This window comes from Singulisphaera sp. GP187, from assembly GCF_900129635.1.
Classification (GTDB): Bacteria; Planctomycetota; Planctomycetia; order Isosphaerales; family Isosphaeraceae; genus Singulisphaera.
Genome location: NZ_FSRB01000001.1, coordinates 2,077,314 through 2,097,677 on the forward strand (window position 1 = coordinate 2,077,314; position 20,364 = coordinate 2,097,677).

Below are 20,364 nucleotides of genomic sequence, written 5' to 3' on the forward strand. Positions count from 1 at the left end.
TTTACAAGAAACACACACGACGAAAATTTACAGAAAGTTTTCTAAAGATTCAGGTTATGGCGACCGGTTGAGCCCGGAAACCGCGTTCGATTGTGCCGATAAAATCGGGCGTCGGCACCGTTCAGGAGGACTCAAGTCGGGCAGGGCCTCCCTCCTGACTTGCACCCTCGGCGTAATCGAGATAGCTTGAAGACCCGGTTCGGCCGGGTGCCCTGAATGACCCGGCCGCGGCGTCGCCAAGACGCTTACGAGCCACTCCTGAGAATCACCTCTCGCACCGCATCCGGAGACTGTTTCATGCCGCCGGCCCATGATGTTCTCGAGCGAATCGCCCAGGCCGAATCCCAAGGGCTCGTCTCGGCATCGGCGGCCGCGAATATCCGCCGCTGGTTGACCGAGCCCCCGTTCGAGAAATACCGCCCTCGACTCCTCGAAGACATTGAAGCTGGTCGCTGGAAGACGCTCGACGACGCGTTCTACGCCGTCCTCGAGTTCGGTACCGGCGGCCGACGCGGCAAGATGTATCCGGTCGGAACTAACGTCCTCAATGAGCGGACGATGGCCGAGAGTGCGCGCGGGTTGGCCGACTACATCGCGAAACGCCAAGGGGCGGATCGTCCTCACTCCTGTGCCATCGCACGCGACACCCGGCACAACTCCCCGGAGTTCGCCCAGCTCTGTGCCCGAGTCCTGGCAGCCGCCGGCTTCAAGGTCTACCTGTTCTCCGAGCCACGCTCGACCCCTTTGCTCTCGTTCGCCGTCCGCCACCTCAAGTGCGATGCCGGCATCATGATCACGGCGTCGCACAATGCGCCTTCGGATAATGGCTTCAAATGTTATGCCTCGAACGGGGGGCAAGTGATCCCGCCCGACGATGAAGGGATCATCGACTGCGTCCGAGAAGCCTCCGACCGCGCGATTCCCGAGAAGCCGTTCGACGAGGCCATCGCCGACGGCTCGATTGTCCTGGCCGGTGCCGAGGTGGATGACGGCTACATCGCGGCCGTCGTCGGCGAGTCGGTCAGCCCGGCGCGTGACCTCTCGATCGTCTATACCCCCATGCATGGCGTGGGCGAGACCTCGGTCGCGGCTGCCCTCACCAAGGCAGGGTTCACGCAAGTGAACATCCTTGCCTCGCAACGCACGCCCGACGGCGACTTCCCCAACATCCCCGGACACGTCTCCAACCCCGAGATCCCCAAGACGCTCGAGGCCTCGATCGCGGAGGCCAAGGCGACGGGGGCCGACCTCGTCCTGGGCAGCGACCCCGACGCCGACCGGATCGGCGTGGCCGTCCCCGTGTCGGGCGATCCCAGGGGAGACTGGACCACACTCGACGGCAACAAGATCGGCGCCCTCCTCGCGGCCTTCGTTATGAAGCAGACGAAGGCGAACGGGCAACTTCGCGCGGACCACTATCTGGTCACGACCATGGTCACCACCCAGATGGCGCGTGCCCTGGCCCAGCGTGAGGGGGTTCGCGTCGAGGATGACTTGCTCGTCGGATTCAAATGGATCGGGCAGCGGATCGATGAAGTCGGTCCCGCCGGCTTCCTCTTCGGATTCGAGGAGTCGCACGGTTACTTGAAGGGCGATCACGTCCGCGACAAGGACGCGGCCGTCGCGGCGCTTCTCTTCGCGGAACTCGCGGCCACGGTGAAAGCCCGCAAGCAAACGGTCCTCGAGTATCTCGACGGCCTCTATCACGACGTGGGCCACTACGCCGAGAAGCTCATCAATAAGACGCTCGAGGGTCGGGAAGGGGCCACCCAGATCAAGACCCTGATGACGGCCTTCCGCGAAAATCCGCCCAAGCAACTGGGGGGCGTGGAACTGACCGAGGTCTACGACTACAAGTTGCACGAGATCCGGTCGGTCGCCGGGACCGAGCCGCCACGCCCCCTGCCCCAGCCTTCGGGCGATTTGCTGATCTTCCTCGCCGATGAACCGGGTACGCGGGTGGCCGTTCGTCCCTCGGGGACGGAGCCCAAGATCAAGTTCTATCTCTTCGCGCGGACCGAGACCTCGGGGACGGAACCGCTCGAGCGAATCAAGGAGAAGACGTTCCAGCGGCTTGACGGAATCTCCAAGGCAATCGAACAATACATTCAGGACGTTCTTAAGACCTAAAGAAGGGCGAGGAAGCCACAGGTCTTGATCCCCTCCGACCCGTTTGGAGATCGAAGGGGTCGGATCCCCGAGGCCGCTATGTCTGAAGAGCCGAGTTCCGCGACGGCCAGCCCGGCCGAGAAGGTCCGCACGTTTCCGACGACGCCGGGCGTCTATGTCATGAAGGATGCGCAAGGGCGTGTCATCTACCTCGGTAAGGCCAAAAACCTGAGAAGTCGGGCAGGCTCCTACTTCCAAAAAACGGCCGAAACCGATAAACGGATCTGCGACTGGATCGGCGAGGTGGTCGACATCGACTACCTCGCCGCGGATAGCGAAGTCGACGCCCTGCTCCTCGAAGCGCGGCTCATCAAGGATATCCAGCCCAAGCACAATCAGGACCTGAAGGACGACAAGTCGTTTCCGTACCTCCAGATCACGACGGGTGAGGACTTCCCTCGGGTCAACTTCACGCGCGAGCCGCAGGACCGCAACGTCAAGCTCTACGGCCCGTTTCCGCGAGCCAAGAGCCTGCGAGGCGCGATCCAGGTCTTGCAGCGGATTTTCAAGTTTCGGACCTGCTCGCTGGAGATCGAGGAAGGCGACCCGCGGTGGCGCTGGTTTCGCCCCTGCCTGCTCCACTCCATCGACCAGTGTACCGCCCCATGCAATCTCAAAATCGACAAGGACGCCTATCGCACCGACATTCGCCGGCTCCGGCTCTTCCTCGATGGCAAGAAAGATGTCGTCCTCAAGGAACTGGGCGACGACATGCGCGAGGCAAGCAAGGCGCTCATGTTCGAAAAGGCCGCGCGGCTGCGCGATGAGATCAAGGCGCTCGAGACGTTGAACCTCCGAGGGGACCTCGCCAAGCATGCTCAGCCGGAAGTCTTTTACGTCGACCCGCGGAAAGGCTTGAAGGGTCTCAAGAACGTGCTTAAGCTGGATTCGATCCCGCGGACGATCGACTGTGTCGACATCGCCCATCTGGGCGGGACCGAAACGGTCGGCTCGCTGGTCACGTTTATCGACGGGCTCCCGTTCAAGCCCGGGTATCGCCGGTATAAGATCAAGAGCGTCAAAGGAGTCGACGACTACGCTTCGATCCGGGAGGTTGTGAGCCGACGAATCATCGGGCTCCAAGAACGCGACGAGCCGTTCCCCGACATCTTCCTGATCGATGGCGGCAAGGGGCAACTCAGTGCGGCGCTCGACGCCTTTGAGACCCTGAAGGTCGTCCCTCCCACGGTGATTTCCCTGGCCAAGCGCGAGGAGGAAATCTACCTCCCGGGGCGGTCCGATCCGATCGTCCTGAGCCGTCGCTCCTTCGCGCTGCGTCTGCTGCAATATGCCCGTGACGAGGCCCACCGCTTCGCGCAACACTATCACCATATGCTCCGCCACAAGCGAACCTTCGGAGAGGACGTTCCACCGCCGCCGAAGAAACCGAAAGACTCCTCGAAATGACGGGCGAGCCAGCGGTGCCGGACGGCCTTTTGGCTTGGAACGCCCCATGGGAGCCGCCGATCACGGGCCTCTGGCGGTCGCTTGAACCCGAGACACAAAGTTTGCCAGCAGTCGCGGCGACGCCCACTCGACGTGCGTCCGACAGGCCAGTGAAGCCAACGAGTGACGGAAAGAGAAGATTAAGTTCATGATTCTTGTATCCGCTAATGGTTTGGGCCGACAATTCGCGGGCGACCCGGTCTTCTCGGAACTGAAGTTCGAGGTCCGGACCGGGGAGCGGATCGGTCTGGTCGGCCCTAACGGCGCTGGCAAGACGACGCTGATGCGGATCTTGGCCGCTCAAGACAAGCCCGACTATGGCAGTCTTTACTCACGTTCCGGAATCCGGATCAGCCTGCTCCGCCAGCACCCCGATTTTACGGCCGACGAGACGCTGATGAGCGTCGCCCGTTCGGGCCTCGCCTCGGTGCTCGAACTCCAGACCGAGTTGGAGGAGGCCGCACAGGAGATGGGCGAGGCCGAGGATGACGCCGAGCGCGAGCGTGCGACGCGCCGCTATGCGGAGATTCACGACCGGCTCGAGCATCAGGACGCCTACTCGGTCGACCATCGTGTCGAGGAGATCCTGACCGGACTCGGATTCCCGACCAGCGACTTCGGGCGTCAGGCCCGCACCTTCTCGGGTGGCCAGCAGTCGCGGCTCATGCTCGCCAAGCTGCTGCTGGAAAACCCGGACTTGATGCTCCTGGACGAGCCGTCGAACCACCTCGACATCGAAACGACGTCCTGGCTCGAGAGCTACCTATCTCGACAGTCGGTCGCCATGGTGGTCGTCAGCCACGACCGCTACTTCCTCGACAAGGTCGTCACCAAGATCTGGGAGCTCCACGAAGGGCAGATCAGTGCCTACCCCGGAAACTATTCCCACTACTGGAAGCTTCGGGGCGAGAAGGCCAAGGTCATGGAACGCCAGGCCGAGCGGCAGCAGGAGAAAATTGCCGACCTCGAAGCCTATATCCGCAAGTATGGCGCAGGGCAGCGGGCCAAGCAGGCGCACGACCGCGAGAAGAAACTGGCGCGAATCGAACGCGTCGAAACGATGCGCGAGATCGTCGGCCCGGTCATGGGCTTCGGTGAGGTCGATCGCTCGGGCGACATCGTGATCGAGGCGCGGCTCCTCTCCAAATCGTTCGACAAACCGCTGTTCCAAAACTCCAACCTGTCGATTCTCCGCGGTCAGTGCGTGGGGATCATGGGACCGAATGGGTCGGGAAAGTCGACCCTGATCAAAACCTTGATCGGCCGTGAGAAGCCGGATGCGGGCGAGGTCAAGCTCGGGCACAAGGTCCAGGTCGGCTACCACGACCAAGGACTCGAGTCGTTGGCCCCCGATACCACCGTCGTCCGCGCGGTCTGGCCCGACGACGATCCTGATTGGGTGCAAGGGGACGTGCGCGACGTGCTCGCTCGGTTCGGCCTGAGCGGAGAAATCGTCTTTCAAAACGTGGGGCAACTCTCCGGCGGCGAGAAGGCCAAGGCAGCGCTCGCCCGGCTCTCGGCGACCGGGGCCAACCTGCTCGTGATGGACGAACCAACAAACCACCTTGATATCTGGTCATGTGAGGCTCTAGAACGATCGATCCGTGAATTCGAGGGGACGGTCCTCGTCGTCAGCCACGACCGTTACTTCCTCAACCAGGTGGCCGATCGCTTGATCGTTCTGGGCGACGGCAAGACGCGGGTCATCGAAGGCGACTACGAGACGTACCAACGGATCACGCAACAAGAGGCCGAGGCCGCCGCGGCGAAAGCTCGAAACGTCGCCCCCCTGCCCGCTTCCTCCTCGACCGAGGCGCCCACTTCCGAGCGTTCCGACCGCAAGAAACGCAAATATCCCTATCGCAAGCCGGCGGACCTCGAACGTGAAATCGCGGACGTTGAAACGGAAGTCGCCGGGCTCGAGGATCTCCTCGCCCAACCGGGTGTCTGGCGCGACGCGATCAAGGCCGTCGAACTCCAGCGCCGCCATGCCGACCTCAAGGTGTCGCTTGCCAACCTCTACGAACACTGGGAGGAGGCCCTGGAGCTGAACTCCTGAGCGCCGCGGGGAAACCTCCGGCAACCCTCGATCGGCTGCCATTGAATTATCCCCGCAGACTCCCCATTCCGCGACTTCCTTGTTAAATTATGGCTCCCTGACCCGACGTTGGCTCACGCCGCTTGCCCGACCTGCAGCGAGTACGCCGCCGATGCCCGATCCCGAGAAGTTGCTCAAGACCATCCGCCGCGCCACCGAGCTATTCCGCGCGACCCCGGGCCGATCTGGGGGCATTATCACCCTGGAATCGGCCGAGGAAGTCCTCGTCGTCGGCGACTTGCACGGCAACATCCCGGCGTTCCGCAAGGTCCTCGACGCCGCCGCACTCACCACAAATCCGGCACGACACCTGGTTTTACAAGAACTCGTTCATGGGATACGCTGCTATCCCGATGACGGCGGCGATCGATCGCACCAACTCGTCGACGTCGTGTCCGCCCTCAAGTGTCAGTTCCCCGATCGCGTCCACCTGATCCTGGGCAACCACGAACTGTCGGAAATCACCGGCCGGATGATCGGCAAGAACGGGATCGCGCTCAACGCCCTCTTTCGCCAGGGGATTACGACCGCGTACGCCCCGCGCGACGCCGAGGTCTACAGCGCCTATCTCGAACTCTTCGCGGCTCTGCCGATCGCCGTCAGGACGCCCAATCGCGTTTTCCTCTGCCACACGATTCCCGACCCGGTCGATCTCGACCACCTCGACCTCGAGTTACTCAAGGCGAACACCTGGACACGCGAAGCGATGGCCCGGCATGGCACCATCTATGCGATGACCTGGGGTCGAAATACCGACCCCGCAACGATCGACCAGTTCGCCGGGATGGTCGACGCCGACTGGTTCATCACCGGCCACCAACCGTGCGACGAGGGGTTCCGCCAGGCCAATCACCGTCAGCTGATCATCGACGGTACCGACCCCTACCCCACTTACTGCTTGTTCCCCGCACGCGCGCCGGTCTCGATCGAAACGCTCCTGAAGGGGGTGCATGTCTTCGGAGTCATCGACTGACCGCGCTCGGCCGAGCCGGTCACTTCTCGGACCGCCATTGGACAAGCCGGCCTTGACGCGGGCATGACAACGAGTACACTTCGCCCGCCTTCGCGGTGGGCCGAGCCGGGCCGATTCCGGCGCGGTGCTGCCTCGTACTCATGACGCCAAGTCCGCGTGCCGGTGGCAGGATGCCATGCTCTTCTGTTCGCAAGCCTTCCTGCTCTTCTTCGCGATCGTCTTCGCCACCTACTGGGCTCTTCCCTGGTCACGCGCCCGGATTGGCCTCCTGCTCGTCGCCAGCTTCTATTTTTACGCGTCCTGGAACCGGTGGCTTGCCGCCCTGATCGGGCTTTCCGCCACGTTTGACTATGCCGTGGGACTCGGCCTCGACCGTTCCCGGTCGGCTCGTAAACGGTCGCTCCTGCTCGGGTTGAGCCTCGTGGCCAATCTCGGCCTCCTGGCTTACTTCAAGTATGTGAACTTTTTCCTCGGTTCCTTGGAAGCCATGCTTCGGGCGCTCGGTTCCGAAGCCTCGCTCCCGGTCCTGCGCGTGATGCTTCCGATCGGCATTTCGTTCTACACGTTTGAAGCGATCAACTACACGGTCGACGTCTATCGCAGGCGAGTTCCGGCCGAACGGAACCTGGGCCACTTCCTGCTCTTCATCACGTTCTTCCCTCACCTGGTGGCGGGACCGATCGTTCGCGCTCGTGACTTCTTGCCCCAACTCCGCCAGACCAAACGGTGGGACTGGGCCCGAATGCAGCTTGGTGCCCAATACTTCCTGCTCGGCCTGTTCAAAAAGCTGGCGATCGCCGATCGCATGGCTGCGTTTGCGGATCCTGTGTTCGCCCAACCCAGCGACTACAGTACTCATGCGGTCTGGGTCGCGGCGCTGGCGTACACGGTTCAGATCTACTGTGACTTCTCGGGCTATACCGATATGGCGATCGGTTGCGCCCACCTGCTCGGCTACAAGCTCGCGGCCAACTTCGACCTTCCTTATCTATCACGGAACGTTTCCGAGTTCTGGCGGCGCTGGCATATTTCCTTGTCCACGTGGCTCCGTGACTACCTGTTCATCCCACTCGGCGGAAGCCTGAGAAGCCGGCGACGGACCTACCTGAACCTGCTCGTGACCATGACGTTGGGCGGGCTCTGGCACGGAGCGAGCTGGACGTTCGTCATCTGGGGCGCATTCCATGGGTTCTTGCTGATCGGTCACCGCCTCTTCCGCGACCTCTGCGACGCCAGGCCGACCGTACGTGCGATGTTTGACCACCCCTTGGGAACGTTGGCACGCATCGGTCTGACGTTCTTGACGGTTTGCGTCGGCTGGGTCATCTTCCGCGCCACCTCGTTCGGCCTCGCCCTCGCGATGCTCCGCCGCCTCTTCATCCCCCACGGTGGGGCCGGCACACCCGCGGCCGAAACGAGCTTCTGGATCACGCTTCTCGTGGTGGTAGTTTGTCATATCTTGGCGGTTCGTGGGCTGACGACACGGTTGATGGACCGCTTGCCCGCGCCGGTCCTTGGCTTTGGCTACGCCGCGATTTTGATGGTGGCGCTCGTCTTGGCTCCCGACGCGGGGAAGCCATTCGTCTACTTCCAGTTCTGAGGTCAAGGGATCAGGAGGACGAGATGACAGCGCAGTCTCCCCTGTCCCGCCACGGCCAGCGCACATCAAATTGCTTGAAATCAAGGGTTTTCTGCGAATTCTGTCGTAGAAAATCGGCTTCTTCTGAGGCCAAACGGCCGACTTTTCCCTGGAAACATGGGCAATTTGATGTGCGCTGGCCGTGCCTGTCCCGCCGTGCTTGGATGACCTTGGCCTGGGCCTTGGTCTGGTTCGTCGCCAGCCAGGTCGCCTTGCGCTCCCTCCTCCAATCCGAACTCCAAATCGCCGACGCGGAATTCGGCCGGAAGCTGGCCGACCTCCGCCTGGCGGTCGCCGCGCAGCCGGATCGGCCGCTTGTGCTGATGCTCGGCAGCTCACGTGTCGCCACCGGCTTTCGCCCGGACTCGCTGCCCCGCCACGAGGCGCCCACCACAAAGGCCCCCCTCGTCTTTAACTTCGCCCAGGTCGGTTCAGGGCCGGAGATGGCTCACCTCAGCTTGCAACGACTGCTCGACGCGGGAATTCAGCCGGACTGGGTCTTCCTCGAGTTCTGGCCGCCGACCTGGGGAGCCGAGCGCGGGCTCAAGGAGTTCATGGACCAAATCAACGTCGGCTGCCTCGATTGGAAAAGCTTGAAGCTGCTCGGGGGATATGTTTCTCGCCCGCGGAAGCTCGATCGCCAGTGGTGGAACATGCAGCTTTTTCCACTCGTGACCCAGCGCGAGCCACTGCTTCGCCACTTCGCTCCAAGCTGGGTCTTGAACCCAAGCGAGCCCGACCGCAGGTGTCGGAACCTCGATCGGCTCGGATGGTGGAGCCCAATGACCTCGGTTGCTCCCGAAGAACGAGGCCGTCTGGTCGAGCGTTATCGCCGGGTCTACGAACACCGCCTGCGCCGCTATCAGGTGGCGAAGACTCCCGACCGCGCCTTGCGGGAAATCATCGCGCTCTGTCAACGGGAGCAGATCAGGGCCACGGTGGTCGTCCTGCCGGAAGGCCAAGTCTTTCGCGATCTCTACCCGGAGAATGCACTGCGCGACGTCAAGGCCTACCTCGAAGGCATCCGTCGCGACTGTCGGGTCGAAGTGGTCGACGCCCGCGACTGGGTGGGCGACGACGGCTTCATGGACGGTCATCACCTCCTCCCCGAAGGGGCCGCCGTCTTTACCCGCCGCCTCGGCCAAGACGTCGTTCAACCGCTGCTGGCCGAGGCGCCCACTCCGATCCGGAGATGAGCCTCGATCACGCAAGGCGGCGGGACAGGATCGGGAACGACCCCTGGCGTTGGAACATGCGATCATAGAACGCCACGAGCTCCGGCTGGTCAGACGACGCCTGGGCGGCGATGTGATTGAGCCCCGCCTGCTCGAGACGACGGACCGCCTCGCCGAGGAGGATCGTCCTCACCTCGGGCGAATCGCTCAGACAAGAAAAAAGGCCGTTGACCCGCTTGTGACGCTCCCGCTCGACTCCAAACGCGCCCAGCCGGAAGCAAGGCATCGCCGAGTCAAGCTTGGTCGGGTCGGCAAAGCCGTCTCGCTGGACGACTAGGGCGACCCCGACGACCTGGCCGTCGGCCTCCCGCCGGACTGCGAACAGGCTCTCGGGGCTGAAGTACGGGTTTTCCCAGAAGAAGTGCTCGAGGAAGGCGCGGTTCGCGGGTGAATCCATCCCCCCGAGCCAGCGGAGGAGCGGCGCACTCTCGTCACGTTGGAGGCTCCCTATCGAGAAGCCCGGAGGAACCGGTTCGTGGGGAATCGCACTCAGTTCCGCCACGTAATTGATCATCTCCCGGGTCGAGAGGAACGCTTGCGCGCGAAGGTCGTCGAGAATCGTGGTCCAATCGGCCCGGTAGGCCGCCCAGGCCTGGGACAGTCCGAGGCCCTTCATCGCGTTGAGGACCGTCTCCAGCAGTGGCCGCTGCGCCGATTCGTGACCGGGCAGGCACCACGGATAGCTGATCCGGCCATTGTTGCGGTCGAACACGGCGTAGCCGACGATCTCACCCGCTTCGACCGCGTAGAAGGTTGAGGCGGCCAACGAGTCGGTGCCATGGTGCCGGCGGGCGATCTCCGCCGACGTCGCCGACTTGAAGTTGGGAAGGGGACCGGCCACCGCGTTATAGATACGCGCCTGGGCCGCTTCGTCGCCTGCCAGGTAGGGGCGGATGACCATGCTCGACTCGCTCCAAAAATGGGGACATGCGGACCTCACGAACGCACTATGCCTGCTCCGACCGTGAAGCTGCAAGGCCTCGCAGCCGATCGATCCGCGACGGTTGACTCTTCGTCCTTGAGATGTCTTCCGCGACGAGTACGATAAGTGGCGACGGTCAATGACAAGCCTTGCCGCCCTTTGGGAGATACCGAACGATGGCGATGCCCCCCCTGCTCTTTCCCTGGTCGATGATGGCGGCACTCGGCATCGTCACCGCCGTTGGATTACCGAACGTGGTGGCTGCCGCGCCGGTGCCTCCCGTCGTTCGCCTCTATAGCGCAAGCGACCTCCCTCAACTCGCGCGCGGAATCAAGCTCCCGCCCGAGGCCCAATACACGGTGAAGGTGTGGGCCCCTGCCCAACAGACCTGGAGCCTCGCGGTCGACGGACAAACTCTGACGCTCGAAGCCAAGCTCGACGGCCCCGATGAAACCCCACGCTGGCAGAACGTCGGCAGTGTCGATCTCAAGGCCGATGGGCGCGTTCGCCTGCTCGTCCCACTGCCCGACGCGAAAAACGCGCTGACCAAAACCTCCAAATCCAAGCACGGCGGCACGGCAATCTCGAAGCCGGTTCCCGCGGCGATTGTGTTCACGACCGATCCCGAGTTTGATCCCTCCCCCGCGCTCGACCTGATCCGAGGCCGGATCGATTCGACGGCACCGCCGCTCGATCTCCGGAGCGTCCGCGTCCGCACGAACAAGGAAGGGGCCGACTTCCATGCGCCTCACTCGGCGCACGAGTGGCGGGAACGGGCCCAGACCGTCTGCGAGCACCTGCTGGTGACACTGGGGCTCTGGCCGTTGCCTCCCAAGACTCCGCTCAACCCGCAAGTCTACGGCAAGCTCGAGCGTGACGGCTATACGATCGAGAAGGTGGTGCTCGAGACGTTGCCGGGCTTCACCTTGAGCGGCAACCTCTATCGTCCCGGCGGGAAGTCAGGCCAGCTTCCCATCGTGCTCTGCCCGCACGGCCACTGGGAAGACGGACGAGTGAACCCCGAAGTCCAGGAGCGTTGTATTCAGTGGGCGAAGCTGGGCGCCGTCGTCTTCCTTTACGACATGGTCGGATACAACGACAGTAAGGCATTCGGCCACAGCTTCCTGAACGACCGGCTCCGCCGCTGGGGGCTGAGCCTCGTTACACTCCAGACCTGGAACAGCATCCGCGCCCTCGACTGGCTGACCAGCCTCCCCGACGTCGATCCTGCGCGGGTCGGCTGCACCGGTGAATCGGGCGGAGGGACGCAAACGTTCTTGCTCACGGCAATTGATGATCGGATCAAAGTCTCTGCGCCCGTCGTGATGGTCTCGGATTCGTTTCAAGGGGGCTGCGTCTGCGAAAACGCCGCCGGGCTGCGAATCGGCACCGACAACGTCGAGTTCGCCGCCTTGACCGCCCCGCGCCCCCTCAAGCTCGTCGGCGCATCGGGCGACTGGACCAAGCTCACCCTGACTCGTGCCTATCCGGCGATCCGAGACGTCTACGACCTGGTCGGGTCGACCGACCGAGTCCATGCCGAGGTCTTCGACTTCCCGCACAACTACAACCAGACAACCCGCAACGCCGTCTATGCGTTTATGGGTCGCTGGCTGCTTGGGATCCACGATCCGGAAAGCACGCGCGAAGGAAAGCAGACAACCGAGAAACCCGAAGCGCTCTGGACCTTCGACGAGAGCCACCCCGCCCCCTCCGATCGGAAAAGTCCCGAGCAACTGGAAGCGGCCCTGGTGCAGACGCTCGCCAGCCAGATCGACGGTCTGGCTCCCGCGGACCGCTCAGCCGCCTGGGAGGCATCGAAAGCGCTCTTGCTCAAGGCGCTCAAGGTCCGCGTCGGCCTGAAAAACCCGACTCCCGCGGAACTCGAGGCGACGACCGTCCGCCAGTCGAGCCGCGAACAGTTCACGGTCATCCATTCACGCGTCGGTCGCAAGGCGGCCGGGGATCAGATCCCGGTGGTCCGGTTCCGCCCCGCGCAGTCGAGCGGCCGACTCACCGTCATCGCGACCGCCCACGGCAAAGCGCGACTCATCACGCCCCGAGGTGAGCCGATTCCGCTGGTCAAAGCCCTCCTCGAACGTGGCCTGGAGGTGGTCGGCTATGACCCGCTCTTCGTCGGCGAGTCGTTCAATGCCGCGTCCCCGGCGTTCCATCGGCCCAACACCGACCACTACGAGACTTATAACCCGGCCCTGGCCGGCGACCAGATCCAGGACCTGGCCACCGTGGTCGCCTGGGCCCGGTCTCAGCCCGATGTCCGCGAGGTCAGCCTGATCGGACTCGGTCAGGCGGGTCCGCAGGTGCTTCTCGCCCGGCCGGCCCTTGAAGGCGTCAGCCGGACCGCGGTCGACCTTAACCGGTTTGACCCCAAGGACGGATCCGTCGATCTCCCGGCCAGTCTCGACTTGCCGGGGCTCCTTCAATTCGGCGGGTTGAAGGCCGCCGCGGCATTGACGGCACCGGCTCCGCTCTGGATCCAGCGGGCCGGGAAATCGTTTGAGGCGAGCTGGCCTGAGAAGGCCTACGCACTTGCCGACGTGGCCCACGTCCTCCGCCTGACGCCTGAGTCGGCCACTCCGGAAGCGCTGGCGACCTGGATCGACACCGGCAAATAATCGGGCGTCCCTGTCGATCGGGAGCGGGACGCGGTTCCCGATCGACGATCTGGGAATGAGAGGTTCCCAGCGAGATCGGCCCCGGTGGGGTGCCGGCCGAGGGCCCGATCGAGTAAGATCTTGAGGCGAAAGGCCCTACCCCCAAGGGCCGAGCCCTCAGGGTGATCGGTTCAGAACGATGCTCGTCGTCGCCAAAGGCCCGAGCGGGGCCGCGACGGCCGTTTGGCCGCGCTGTCGACTCCGCACGCGGGCCTTTTTGAAGTGCGTGACGCGGACACGCGGACGCGGGTCGGAGTACGGGAGCGGAGTGCGCGATGCGGGTTTCTCTGTTTATTACCTGCTTTAATGATACGTTGTTTCCCCAGACCGGACGGGCCGTCGTCACGCTCCTCGAGCGACTCGGCCACACCGTGGATTTCCCGCTCGAGCAAACGTGCTGCGGGCAAATGCATTTCAACACGGGATATCAGCGCGAAGCGATTCCGATGGTCAGGCGATTCACCGAGGTGTTCGCCGATGCCGAGGTCGTCGTCTCCCCCTCGGCTTCGTGCGTGGGGATGGTCCGCGACCTCTATCCCAGAGCGGCCGAGCTGGCGGAGGACCACCAACTGGGACAAGCGGTGGCGGACCTGGCCCCTCGTGTCTTCGAACTCTCCGAGTTCCTCGTCAAGAAGCTAGGCGTCGAAGATGTCGGCGCCTACTACCCCCACCGCGTGACCTACCACCCGACCTGTCACTCGCTCCGAATGATCCGGGTGGGCGACGCCCCACTGAAACTGCTCCGCGCGGTCCGTGGCATCGACCTGGTCGAGTTGCCACGCGCGGAGGAGTGCTGTGGGTTCGGCGGCACGTTCGCGGTCAAAAATGCCGATACGTCGATGGCCATGCTGGGCGACAAGCTGAGGTGCGTGCTCGACACCCGCGCGGAATTCTGCGCGTCGGCCGATACCTCGTGCCTGATGCACATCGGCGGCGCTTTGCACCGTCAGCGAGCTGGAGTGGGTACGGTCCACCTCGCGGAAATTCTCGCCTCCACGGAATCGAGTGTGAGCCGATGAGCCACGAGCCAATCCCGACACGACCCGCGATCCGGTTCGAAGACGCAGCGCGAGTCGCCCTGGCGGACACCCAGCTTCGCCGCAACATGGGCAAAGCCACCCAGACGATCCGCGGCAAACGCGCGGCGGTCGTGAATGAACTGCCCGACTGGGAGGCGCTCCGCGAAGCCGGGCGCGCGACCAAGGAACAGACGCTCGAAAATCTCGAATTCTATTTGACCCAGCTCGAGGCCTCCGTCCAGCGCGCGGGGGGACACGTTCACTGGGCGCGGGACGCCGCCGAGGCGAACCAGATCATCACCGGGATCGTCGCCGGGCACGGCGCCCGCGAGGTGGTCAAGATCAAGTCTTTGACCACCGACGAGATCGCGCTGAACGAGGCGCTCGCGGCGGCCGGTATCGAGGCGACCGAGACCGACCTGGCGGAACTGATCATTCAACTCGCCGGCGAACGCTCGTCCCATATCCTGGTTCCCGCGATCCATAAGAACCGCTCCGAGATTCGCGACCTCTTCATGAGCAAGCTCGGCGTGAAGTCCCTGTCCGACGAACCGAGCGCCCTGGCCGCCGTGGCCCGAACCCACCTGCGCAAGAAGTTCCTGGAAACCAAGGTCGCGGTCAGCGGGGCCAATTTCGCCGTCGCCGACACCGGGACGGTCTGTATCGTCGAGTCCGAGGGGAACGGGCGAATGTGCCTGACCCTGCCGCCCGTCCTGATCTCGGTCATGGGCATCGAAAAAATCGTCCCCCACTGGGATGACTTCGAGGTCTTTCTCCAGCTCCTCCCCCGCTCGTCCACCGGGGAGCGGATGAACCCGTATACCTCGTTCTGGACGGGAGTGACCAAGGGAGACGGCCCGCAAGAGTTCCACCTGATCCTCCTGGACAACGGCCGCACCCGGGTCCTGGCCGATCCGATCGGGAGACAGGCACTCTTCTGCATTCGTTGCAGCGCTTGCTTGAACATCTGCCCGGTCTACGAACGCACCGGGGGTCACGCCTATCATTCCGTCTACCCAGGGCCGATCGGCGCCATCCTGACGCCGCAACTTGCGGGAGTCGAGAACGCGGGGTCGCTCCCCTACGCGTCCACGCTCTGTGGCGCCTGTTACGAGGTCTGTCCGGTCAAGATCAACATCCCCGAGGTCCTGATCCATCTGCGCGGTGAAGTCGTCCGCCATAAGCAGGATCTGGAAGAGGGAAGTCCCTGGTCAAACCCCGAGAGCCTCGGGATGAAGTTTCTCGCCGGCGTCTTCGCCGACCGCGGCCGCTATGAACGTTCCCAAAAGCTTGGCCGGTTCGGCCAGCGTTTTCTGATGCGTGGAGGATATATCGAACATCTTCCGGGCCAGCTCGGTGGCTGGACGGCGATGCGCGATATCTATCCGGTGGCTCCCCAGACCTTTCGCGAGTGGTGGAAGACGCGATCATGAAGACCGCCAAAGAGGAGATTCTCGATCGGATCCGTCAGGCCCTCGGCGATCTTCCGCCCCGAGCCGCCGACCGGGTACCGGTACGAACCGCCCCGCAAGGCTATCTGCACTCCGATCCGGCCCCGCACGAGGAGCAGGTCGAGCAGTTCATCGAGCGGGTGACCGAATACAAGGCCACGGTCCGAAGAGTTGCGCCCCAAGACTTGTCAAACGCAATCGCGGCGGCCTGCGCCGGTCGAAAGGTGCGCCGGCTGGTGGTGCCGAACGACCTGCCGGAAGCCTGGATTCCCGCCGTTGTCGAGGTCCTGCGCGACCCTGGATTAACGAATCAACAGCTCGACAACAGCGACGGTGTCCTCACCGCCTGTCGCCTCGGGATCGCCCAGACCGGGACGATCGTTCTCGACGCCGGCCCCGGTCAAGGGCGGCGGGCGTTGACGCTCCTCCCCGACTACCACCTGTGCGTCATCACCGTCGACCAGATCGTCGGCCTCGTGCCTGAAGCCGTTGCTCAGCTCAACGAGGCCGTCCGAGCGCCAGGTCACCCGCTCACCTGGATCTCGGGTCCCTCGGCCACCTCCGACATCGAGCTGAACCGCGTGGAAGGGGTTCACGGCCCTCGGACTCTCGACGTGCTTGTCGTCGGCTGAAAAAGCAGCGTCGCCGCAAGATTCCCAGTTGGGCCGTGCCCACCCTACAAGAGCATTCCTCCGTCTTGTAGGGTGGGCACGGCCCAACTCTTCGCATTCTCACTTTCACTTATCAATAATAAGTAAGCGGATGAATCTTCCGGTTCACCCCCCACCGGAAGAACAGGTTGGGAATCAGCGACTGGAGCGTGTGCCGGTTCGGCGGGAACAGGATTCGTTTGGCGATCGAGCCGTACGAGTAGAATTGCCTCTGGGCGCGCCAAAAACCATCTTCGAGCTCCTGTCGCGTCATATTCTTGGGCTCAAAGACGCACTCGTAGCTGTGATAGCGGTCCCAATCGCTGTGGTCGATTCTCCCCTGGGCCATCAGTTCGTCGCGGATTTTCAGCCCGACCCGCGGCGAAAGAATAAACATAAAGGAGAGTGGAGCCCGGTACTCAATCAACTTTGTTACGGTCGCATCGAACGAATCCTTGGTATCGCCATCGAGTCCGAACATCACGTTCAGGGAAAACTCGATCCCCCGTTTTCTGATCGCGGCGAACTGCTCGGCATATTTGTCGGCGTGATTCTGCTTCTTGTTGACCGACTTCAAACTCTCCGGACTGACCGACTCCATGCCGATGTTGATGTGTCGGCAGCCGCTGGCCCGCATCAGGTCGAGCATTTCCGCGTCGTCACCCACGTTGGCCGTGCAGAGGCAGGTCCAGGCGACGTTCAGAGGACGCAAGCCTTCCATCACCGCGAAGGCATGCTTGCGATGGGCATTGAAAATATCGTCCACGAAGTAGACGAATTTACGCTTGCCCAACGACATCAGGACCCGGACCTCTTCCACCACCTCCTCGGGTGGTCGGTAGCGAAACCGGGCGCCGTAGACTTGCGTGACCTCGCAATAACTGCAGGCGTAAGGGCAGCCTCGCGTCGTCTGGGCGGGCAGGTTGGGGATCCGGTATCGGCTCAGGTCGAGGAGGTCGTAGCGCGGCGTGGGCAACCCTTGGAGGTCGGAGAGTTGGGAACTGAGGTAACGCCCATTGAGTTGGCCGGACGCGGCATCCTCGAGCACCTTGGGCCAGACGCCCTCCGCTTCGCCGATGACCACGCCATCGGCATGCTGGAGCGCCTCCTCGGGCGCCAGCGTCGCGTGAAAGCCGCCGATGACGACGGGCACGCCCCGCTTCCGAAATTCATCGGCAATCTGATAAGCGCGTGACGCCTGATGCGACATGCAGGTCAAGCCCACAAGGTCGCACGGTTCGCCGAAGTCGATGTCTTCGTAAAGGTCGTCCTTGATCGCCACGTCGATCCCGGGCGGAGTCAATGCCGCCAGGTAGGGGAGCGTCATCCCCAGCAACCATCGTGTCTTGTTGCGGTAGACCGATCCATCGGGCTCCAAGCGCGACGGCTGAACGAGCAACACTTTCATGGTGGATCCTCCGTGCGAGGCGTTCGAAGCAAATTCGAGGCCGACTGAGGTACGGACCAGAGTGCGTCTTGACTTATCAACGTCGCTGCCACCTCGGAAATCAAGGGGCCAGCCCCCTTGAACCCAAACATTGGCCTGGCCTTGGTCCTTTGCGCTGGGTAGACATCAACCACACGATTCGCTAGAGTGGACCAGGTTGTTGAGCGAAAGTTGAACAACGTCGCTTGTCCCGTTTGACTGAGGGAGGTGGGGTCTTGAAGGCTGAACGGGGATCCACGGGACGACTTGGCTGCGAAGGCTTTCGCCAGTTGGGAATGTCGAGGCGCGGGGTTCTGCGAGCGGGTGCCCTGACGATGACCGGTCTCAGGTTGCCGGAGCTCTTCCGTCGTCGGGCGGCAGCCCAGACCGTTGCGACGAACCACGGCTTTGGTCGCGCTCGATCGTGCATCCTGATTTTTCAGTGGGGCGGTCCCAGTCAGCTCGACACCTGGGATCCCAAGCCCGATGCGCCCGCGGACATTCGGGGAGAGTTCGGTACGATCGCCACCCGAACGCCGGGTGTCCGGATCAGCGAGCACTTTCCCTTACTCGCCGCTCAGTCCCACCGATTGGCGATCGTCCGCTCGATGAGCCACGACGATCCCGCCCATCTTTCGACGGCCCATCGACTCCTGACCGGCCATCTGGCACCCACCCCCTATTCCGACGCGGCCGGTCCGTCGCCCAACGACTGGCCTCACCTGGGCGCGATCCTGGCGAAGTGTCGGCCAAGCAAAGGGGTGATGCCTCAAACGGTGACGATGCCCTGGTCGGTGGCACACCCGGCCGCTCCGGGGGGCAAGGCACCTGGCCAGCATGGGGGCTGGCTTGGCAAAGGGTTCGATCCGTTTGGGGTTGAAGGCGACCCGAACGCTCCTGACTTCCAGGTGAGTGGACTCGGTTTGCCCGAGGGGCTGACCGCGGAGCGAATGGTCGATCGTCGCGTCCTCTTCGATGCGTTGCGCGATCCGGCCGGCATCTCAGGCCGGTCCGCCGGCGCCTGGGATGGTTTTCAAGGCCGAGCCCTTGATGCCTTGGCCTCGGCCCAGGCGCGGGCCGCGTTCCAGGTCGACCGTGAAGACCCGAAAATTCGAGACCGGTACGGCCGCCATATCCATGGACAGTCCCTCCTACTGGCGCGGCGGTTGGTCGAGGCCGGTGTCGGGCTCGTCACCGTCAACTGGCACAATGATGGTTTAAACTTCTGGGACACCCACGGCGACAACTTCAACAACTTGAAGAACCGCCTGATGCCCCCCGCCGACCGTGGCTTTGCCGCCCTCCTCGAAGACCTCGATGCGCGCGGATTGCTCGATGAGACGCTCGTGGTCTGGGCCGGTGAGTTTGGCCGAACCCCTCGAATTACCAAGGGAAACGCGGGACGCGAGCACTGGCCTCGCTGCTATTCCGCCGCCCTGGCGGGGAGCGGTGTCACCGGCGGCCTGGTCTACGGCGCTTCCGACCGGTGGGCCGCCTACCCGGCCCGTGATCCGGTCAGTCCCGACGACCTCGGCGCCACGATCCTTCACGCCCTCGGGGTCGACCCGGCCACGGAGATTCACGACCCGATCGGACGGCCAATGAGGGTGAATACCGGCAGCCCACTCCTCAGTATCTTCGCCTGATGCTCAATTCCAAACGATCCATGGCGGGCAAGGTTTGCCTGGTGACGGGAGCCACCTCCGGGATTGGCGAGATCACCGCGCGGGCATTGGCCGAGCAAGGTGCGAACCTCACGATCGTCGGGCGCAGCCAGGAACGGTGCATCGCGACGCTCGATCGAATTCGGCGATCGAGCCTTGACGCCGATGTCGACTTCATCCTGGCTGACCTCTCCTCCCAGGAATCGATTCGCCACCTCGCGGCGCTCTTCCGGGAAAGGAAGAGCCGCCTCGATCTCCTCATCAATAATGCGGGCGCCCTCTTCTTCGAACGCCACGAGAGCGTGGACGGGATCGAGTTGACCTTCGCCCTGAACCACCTCGCCTACTTCCAACTGACGATCCTGCTCCTGGACCTGCTGCTTGCGAGCCCCCCCTCCCGGGTCGTCAACGTCGCGTCCGAAGCCCACCGCTCGGCCGGCAAGATCCCCTTCGACGACCTCGAAGGCCGCAAGCGCTATCGCGGCTTCCGGGCCTATGCCCAATCGAAGCTGGCCAATCTCTTGTTCACCTTCGAGCTGGCGCGAAGGCTCGAAGGTACCCATGTCACCGCCAATGCACTTCACCCCGGCCTTGTCGCCACGAACATCTTCGCCGGCAATGGTATTCCCGGCTGGCTCTTGAGGCGAGGCGCCAGCTTGTTCGCCATCAGCCCGGAAAAAGGCGCCGAGACGTCGATCTATCTCGGGTCGTCCCCGGAAGTATCTGAAGTCTCCGGACGTTACTTCTACCGGCAAAAACCGATCGCATCCTCCCGCGCCTCCCACGATCCGGAGGTCGCGGGGAAACTGTGGGAGCGGAGTGCAGAGCTAACCCAAAGCTTTCATCCACTTTTCGGTCGACCCAAGACATAAAACAACCAACACATCGAAAAACCAAAAGCGATGAACTTCCGCAAGCCTGTCGGCTCACGCAAATGCTAACCAACGGCGACAGGTGACCGACTTCTCCACTCAACGCTCGTCCGCCCATCCTTTTC

The 20,364-nt window shown here is 63.2% G+C and carries 14 protein-coding genes; 12 read left to right on the forward strand and 2 right to left on the reverse strand.

Annotated features, from left to right (window positions below; all coding sequences use genetic code 11):
• Nucleotides 1–297: 297 nt before the first annotated feature.
• The 6 genes from BUS42_RS08120 (at nt 298) to BUS42_RS08145 (ending at nt 9,521) form a co-directional block, all read left to right on the forward strand.
• Entirely contained in the window at nt 298–2,130 is a 1,833-nt protein-coding gene (locus BUS42_RS08120; protein WP_074306479.1) for a phospho-sugar mutase, read from the forward strand.
• Between the two features lie 78 nt (nt 2,131–2,208).
• Nucleotides 2,209–3,576 carry an excinuclease ABC subunit UvrC gene (locus BUS42_RS08125; RefSeq protein ID WP_074306480.1) on the forward strand — a complete coding sequence of 456 codons (1,368 nt, stop codon included), beginning with the start codon at nt 2,209–2,211 and terminating at the stop codon, nt 3,574–3,576.
• 187 nt (nt 3,577–3,763) lie between these two features.
• Nucleotides 3,764–5,674, forward strand: coding sequence for an ABC-F family ATP-binding cassette domain-containing protein (locus BUS42_RS08130; protein ID WP_074306481.1), 1,911 nt, complete (start codon nt 3,764–3,766; stop codon nt 5,672–5,674).
• 151 nt (nt 5,675–5,825) lie between these two features.
• Complete coding sequence (locus tag BUS42_RS08135) at nt 5,826–6,686, forward strand: metallophosphoesterase (protein ID WP_074306482.1); 861 nt, start codon at nt 5,826–5,828, stop codon at nt 6,684–6,686.
• A gap of 175 nt (nt 6,687–6,861) precedes the next feature.
• The gene (locus BUS42_RS08140) at nt 6,862–8,286 is read left to right on the forward strand and encodes an MBOAT family O-acyltransferase (RefSeq protein ID WP_074306483.1); all 1,425 of its coding nucleotides are present in this window, start codon (nt 6,862–6,864) and stop codon (nt 8,284–8,286) included.
• A 203-nt stretch (nt 8,287–8,489) separates the two neighbouring features.
• Nucleotides 8,490–9,521 carry a hypothetical protein gene (locus BUS42_RS08145; protein WP_074306484.1) on the forward strand — a complete coding sequence of 344 codons (1,032 nt, stop codon included), beginning with the start codon at nt 8,490–8,492 and terminating at the stop codon, nt 9,519–9,521.
• A 7-nt stretch (nt 9,522–9,528) separates the two neighbouring features.
• Here the strand turns inward: BUS42_RS08145 and BUS42_RS08150 are convergent, their stop codons facing one another.
• The gene (locus tag BUS42_RS08150; protein WP_074306485.1) at nt 9,529–10,461 is read right to left on the reverse strand and encodes a GNAT family N-acetyltransferase; all 933 of its coding nucleotides are present in this window, start codon (nt 10,459–10,461) and stop codon (nt 9,529–9,531) included.
• 197 nt (nt 10,462–10,658) lie between these two features.
• Between BUS42_RS08150 and BUS42_RS08155 the strand changes: the two genes are divergently transcribed.
• The 4 genes from BUS42_RS08155 to BUS42_RS08170 all read left to right on the forward strand — a co-directional run bounded on the left by BUS42_RS08155 (nt 10,659) and on the right by BUS42_RS08170 (nt 16,259).
• Nucleotides 10,659–13,118, forward strand: a complete 2,460-nt coding sequence (locus BUS42_RS08155) for an alpha/beta hydrolase family protein (protein WP_074306486.1) — start codon at nt 10,659–10,661, stop codon at nt 13,116–13,118.
• 314 nt (nt 13,119–13,432) lie between these two features.
• Entirely contained in the window at nt 13,433–14,176 is a 744-nt protein-coding gene (locus tag BUS42_RS08160; RefSeq protein WP_074306487.1) for a (Fe-S)-binding protein, read from the forward strand.
• A complete protein-coding gene (locus BUS42_RS08165) occupies nt 14,173–15,609 on the forward strand; it encodes a LutB/LldF family L-lactate oxidation iron-sulfur protein (protein WP_074306488.1) in 1,437 nt (478 codons plus the stop codon). The genes BUS42_RS08160 and BUS42_RS08165 overlap by 4 nt, the downstream gene beginning before the upstream one ends.
• Nucleotides 15,606–16,259 (forward strand): LutC/YkgG family protein, encoded by a 654-nt coding sequence (locus BUS42_RS08170; RefSeq protein WP_074306489.1) that lies wholly within the window; start codon nt 15,606–15,608, stop codon nt 16,257–16,259. The genes BUS42_RS08165 and BUS42_RS08170 overlap by 4 nt, the downstream gene beginning before the upstream one ends.
• Before the next feature lie 112 nt (nt 16,260–16,371).
• Here BUS42_RS08170 and BUS42_RS08175 read toward each other — a convergent pair whose 3' ends face one another.
• Nucleotides 16,372–17,685, reverse strand: a complete 1,314-nt coding sequence (locus BUS42_RS08175; protein ID WP_074306490.1) for a B12-binding domain-containing radical SAM protein — start codon at nt 17,683–17,685, stop codon at nt 16,372–16,374.
• Between the two features lie 254 nt (nt 17,686–17,939).
• Here BUS42_RS08175 and BUS42_RS08180 point away from each other — a divergent pair, with 254 nt between their 5' ends.
• Nucleotides 17,940–19,349 (forward strand): DUF1501 domain-containing protein, encoded by a 1,410-nt coding sequence (locus BUS42_RS08180; protein ID WP_143206269.1) that lies wholly within the window; start codon nt 17,940–17,942, stop codon nt 19,347–19,349.
• Nucleotides 19,349–20,239 carry an SDR family oxidoreductase gene (locus tag BUS42_RS08185; protein WP_074306491.1) on the forward strand — a complete coding sequence of 297 codons (891 nt, stop codon included), beginning with the start codon at nt 19,349–19,351 and terminating at the stop codon, nt 20,237–20,239. Before BUS42_RS08180 ends, BUS42_RS08185 begins: the two co-directional genes overlap by 1 nt.
• Nucleotides 20,240–20,364: the final 125 nt, after the last annotated feature.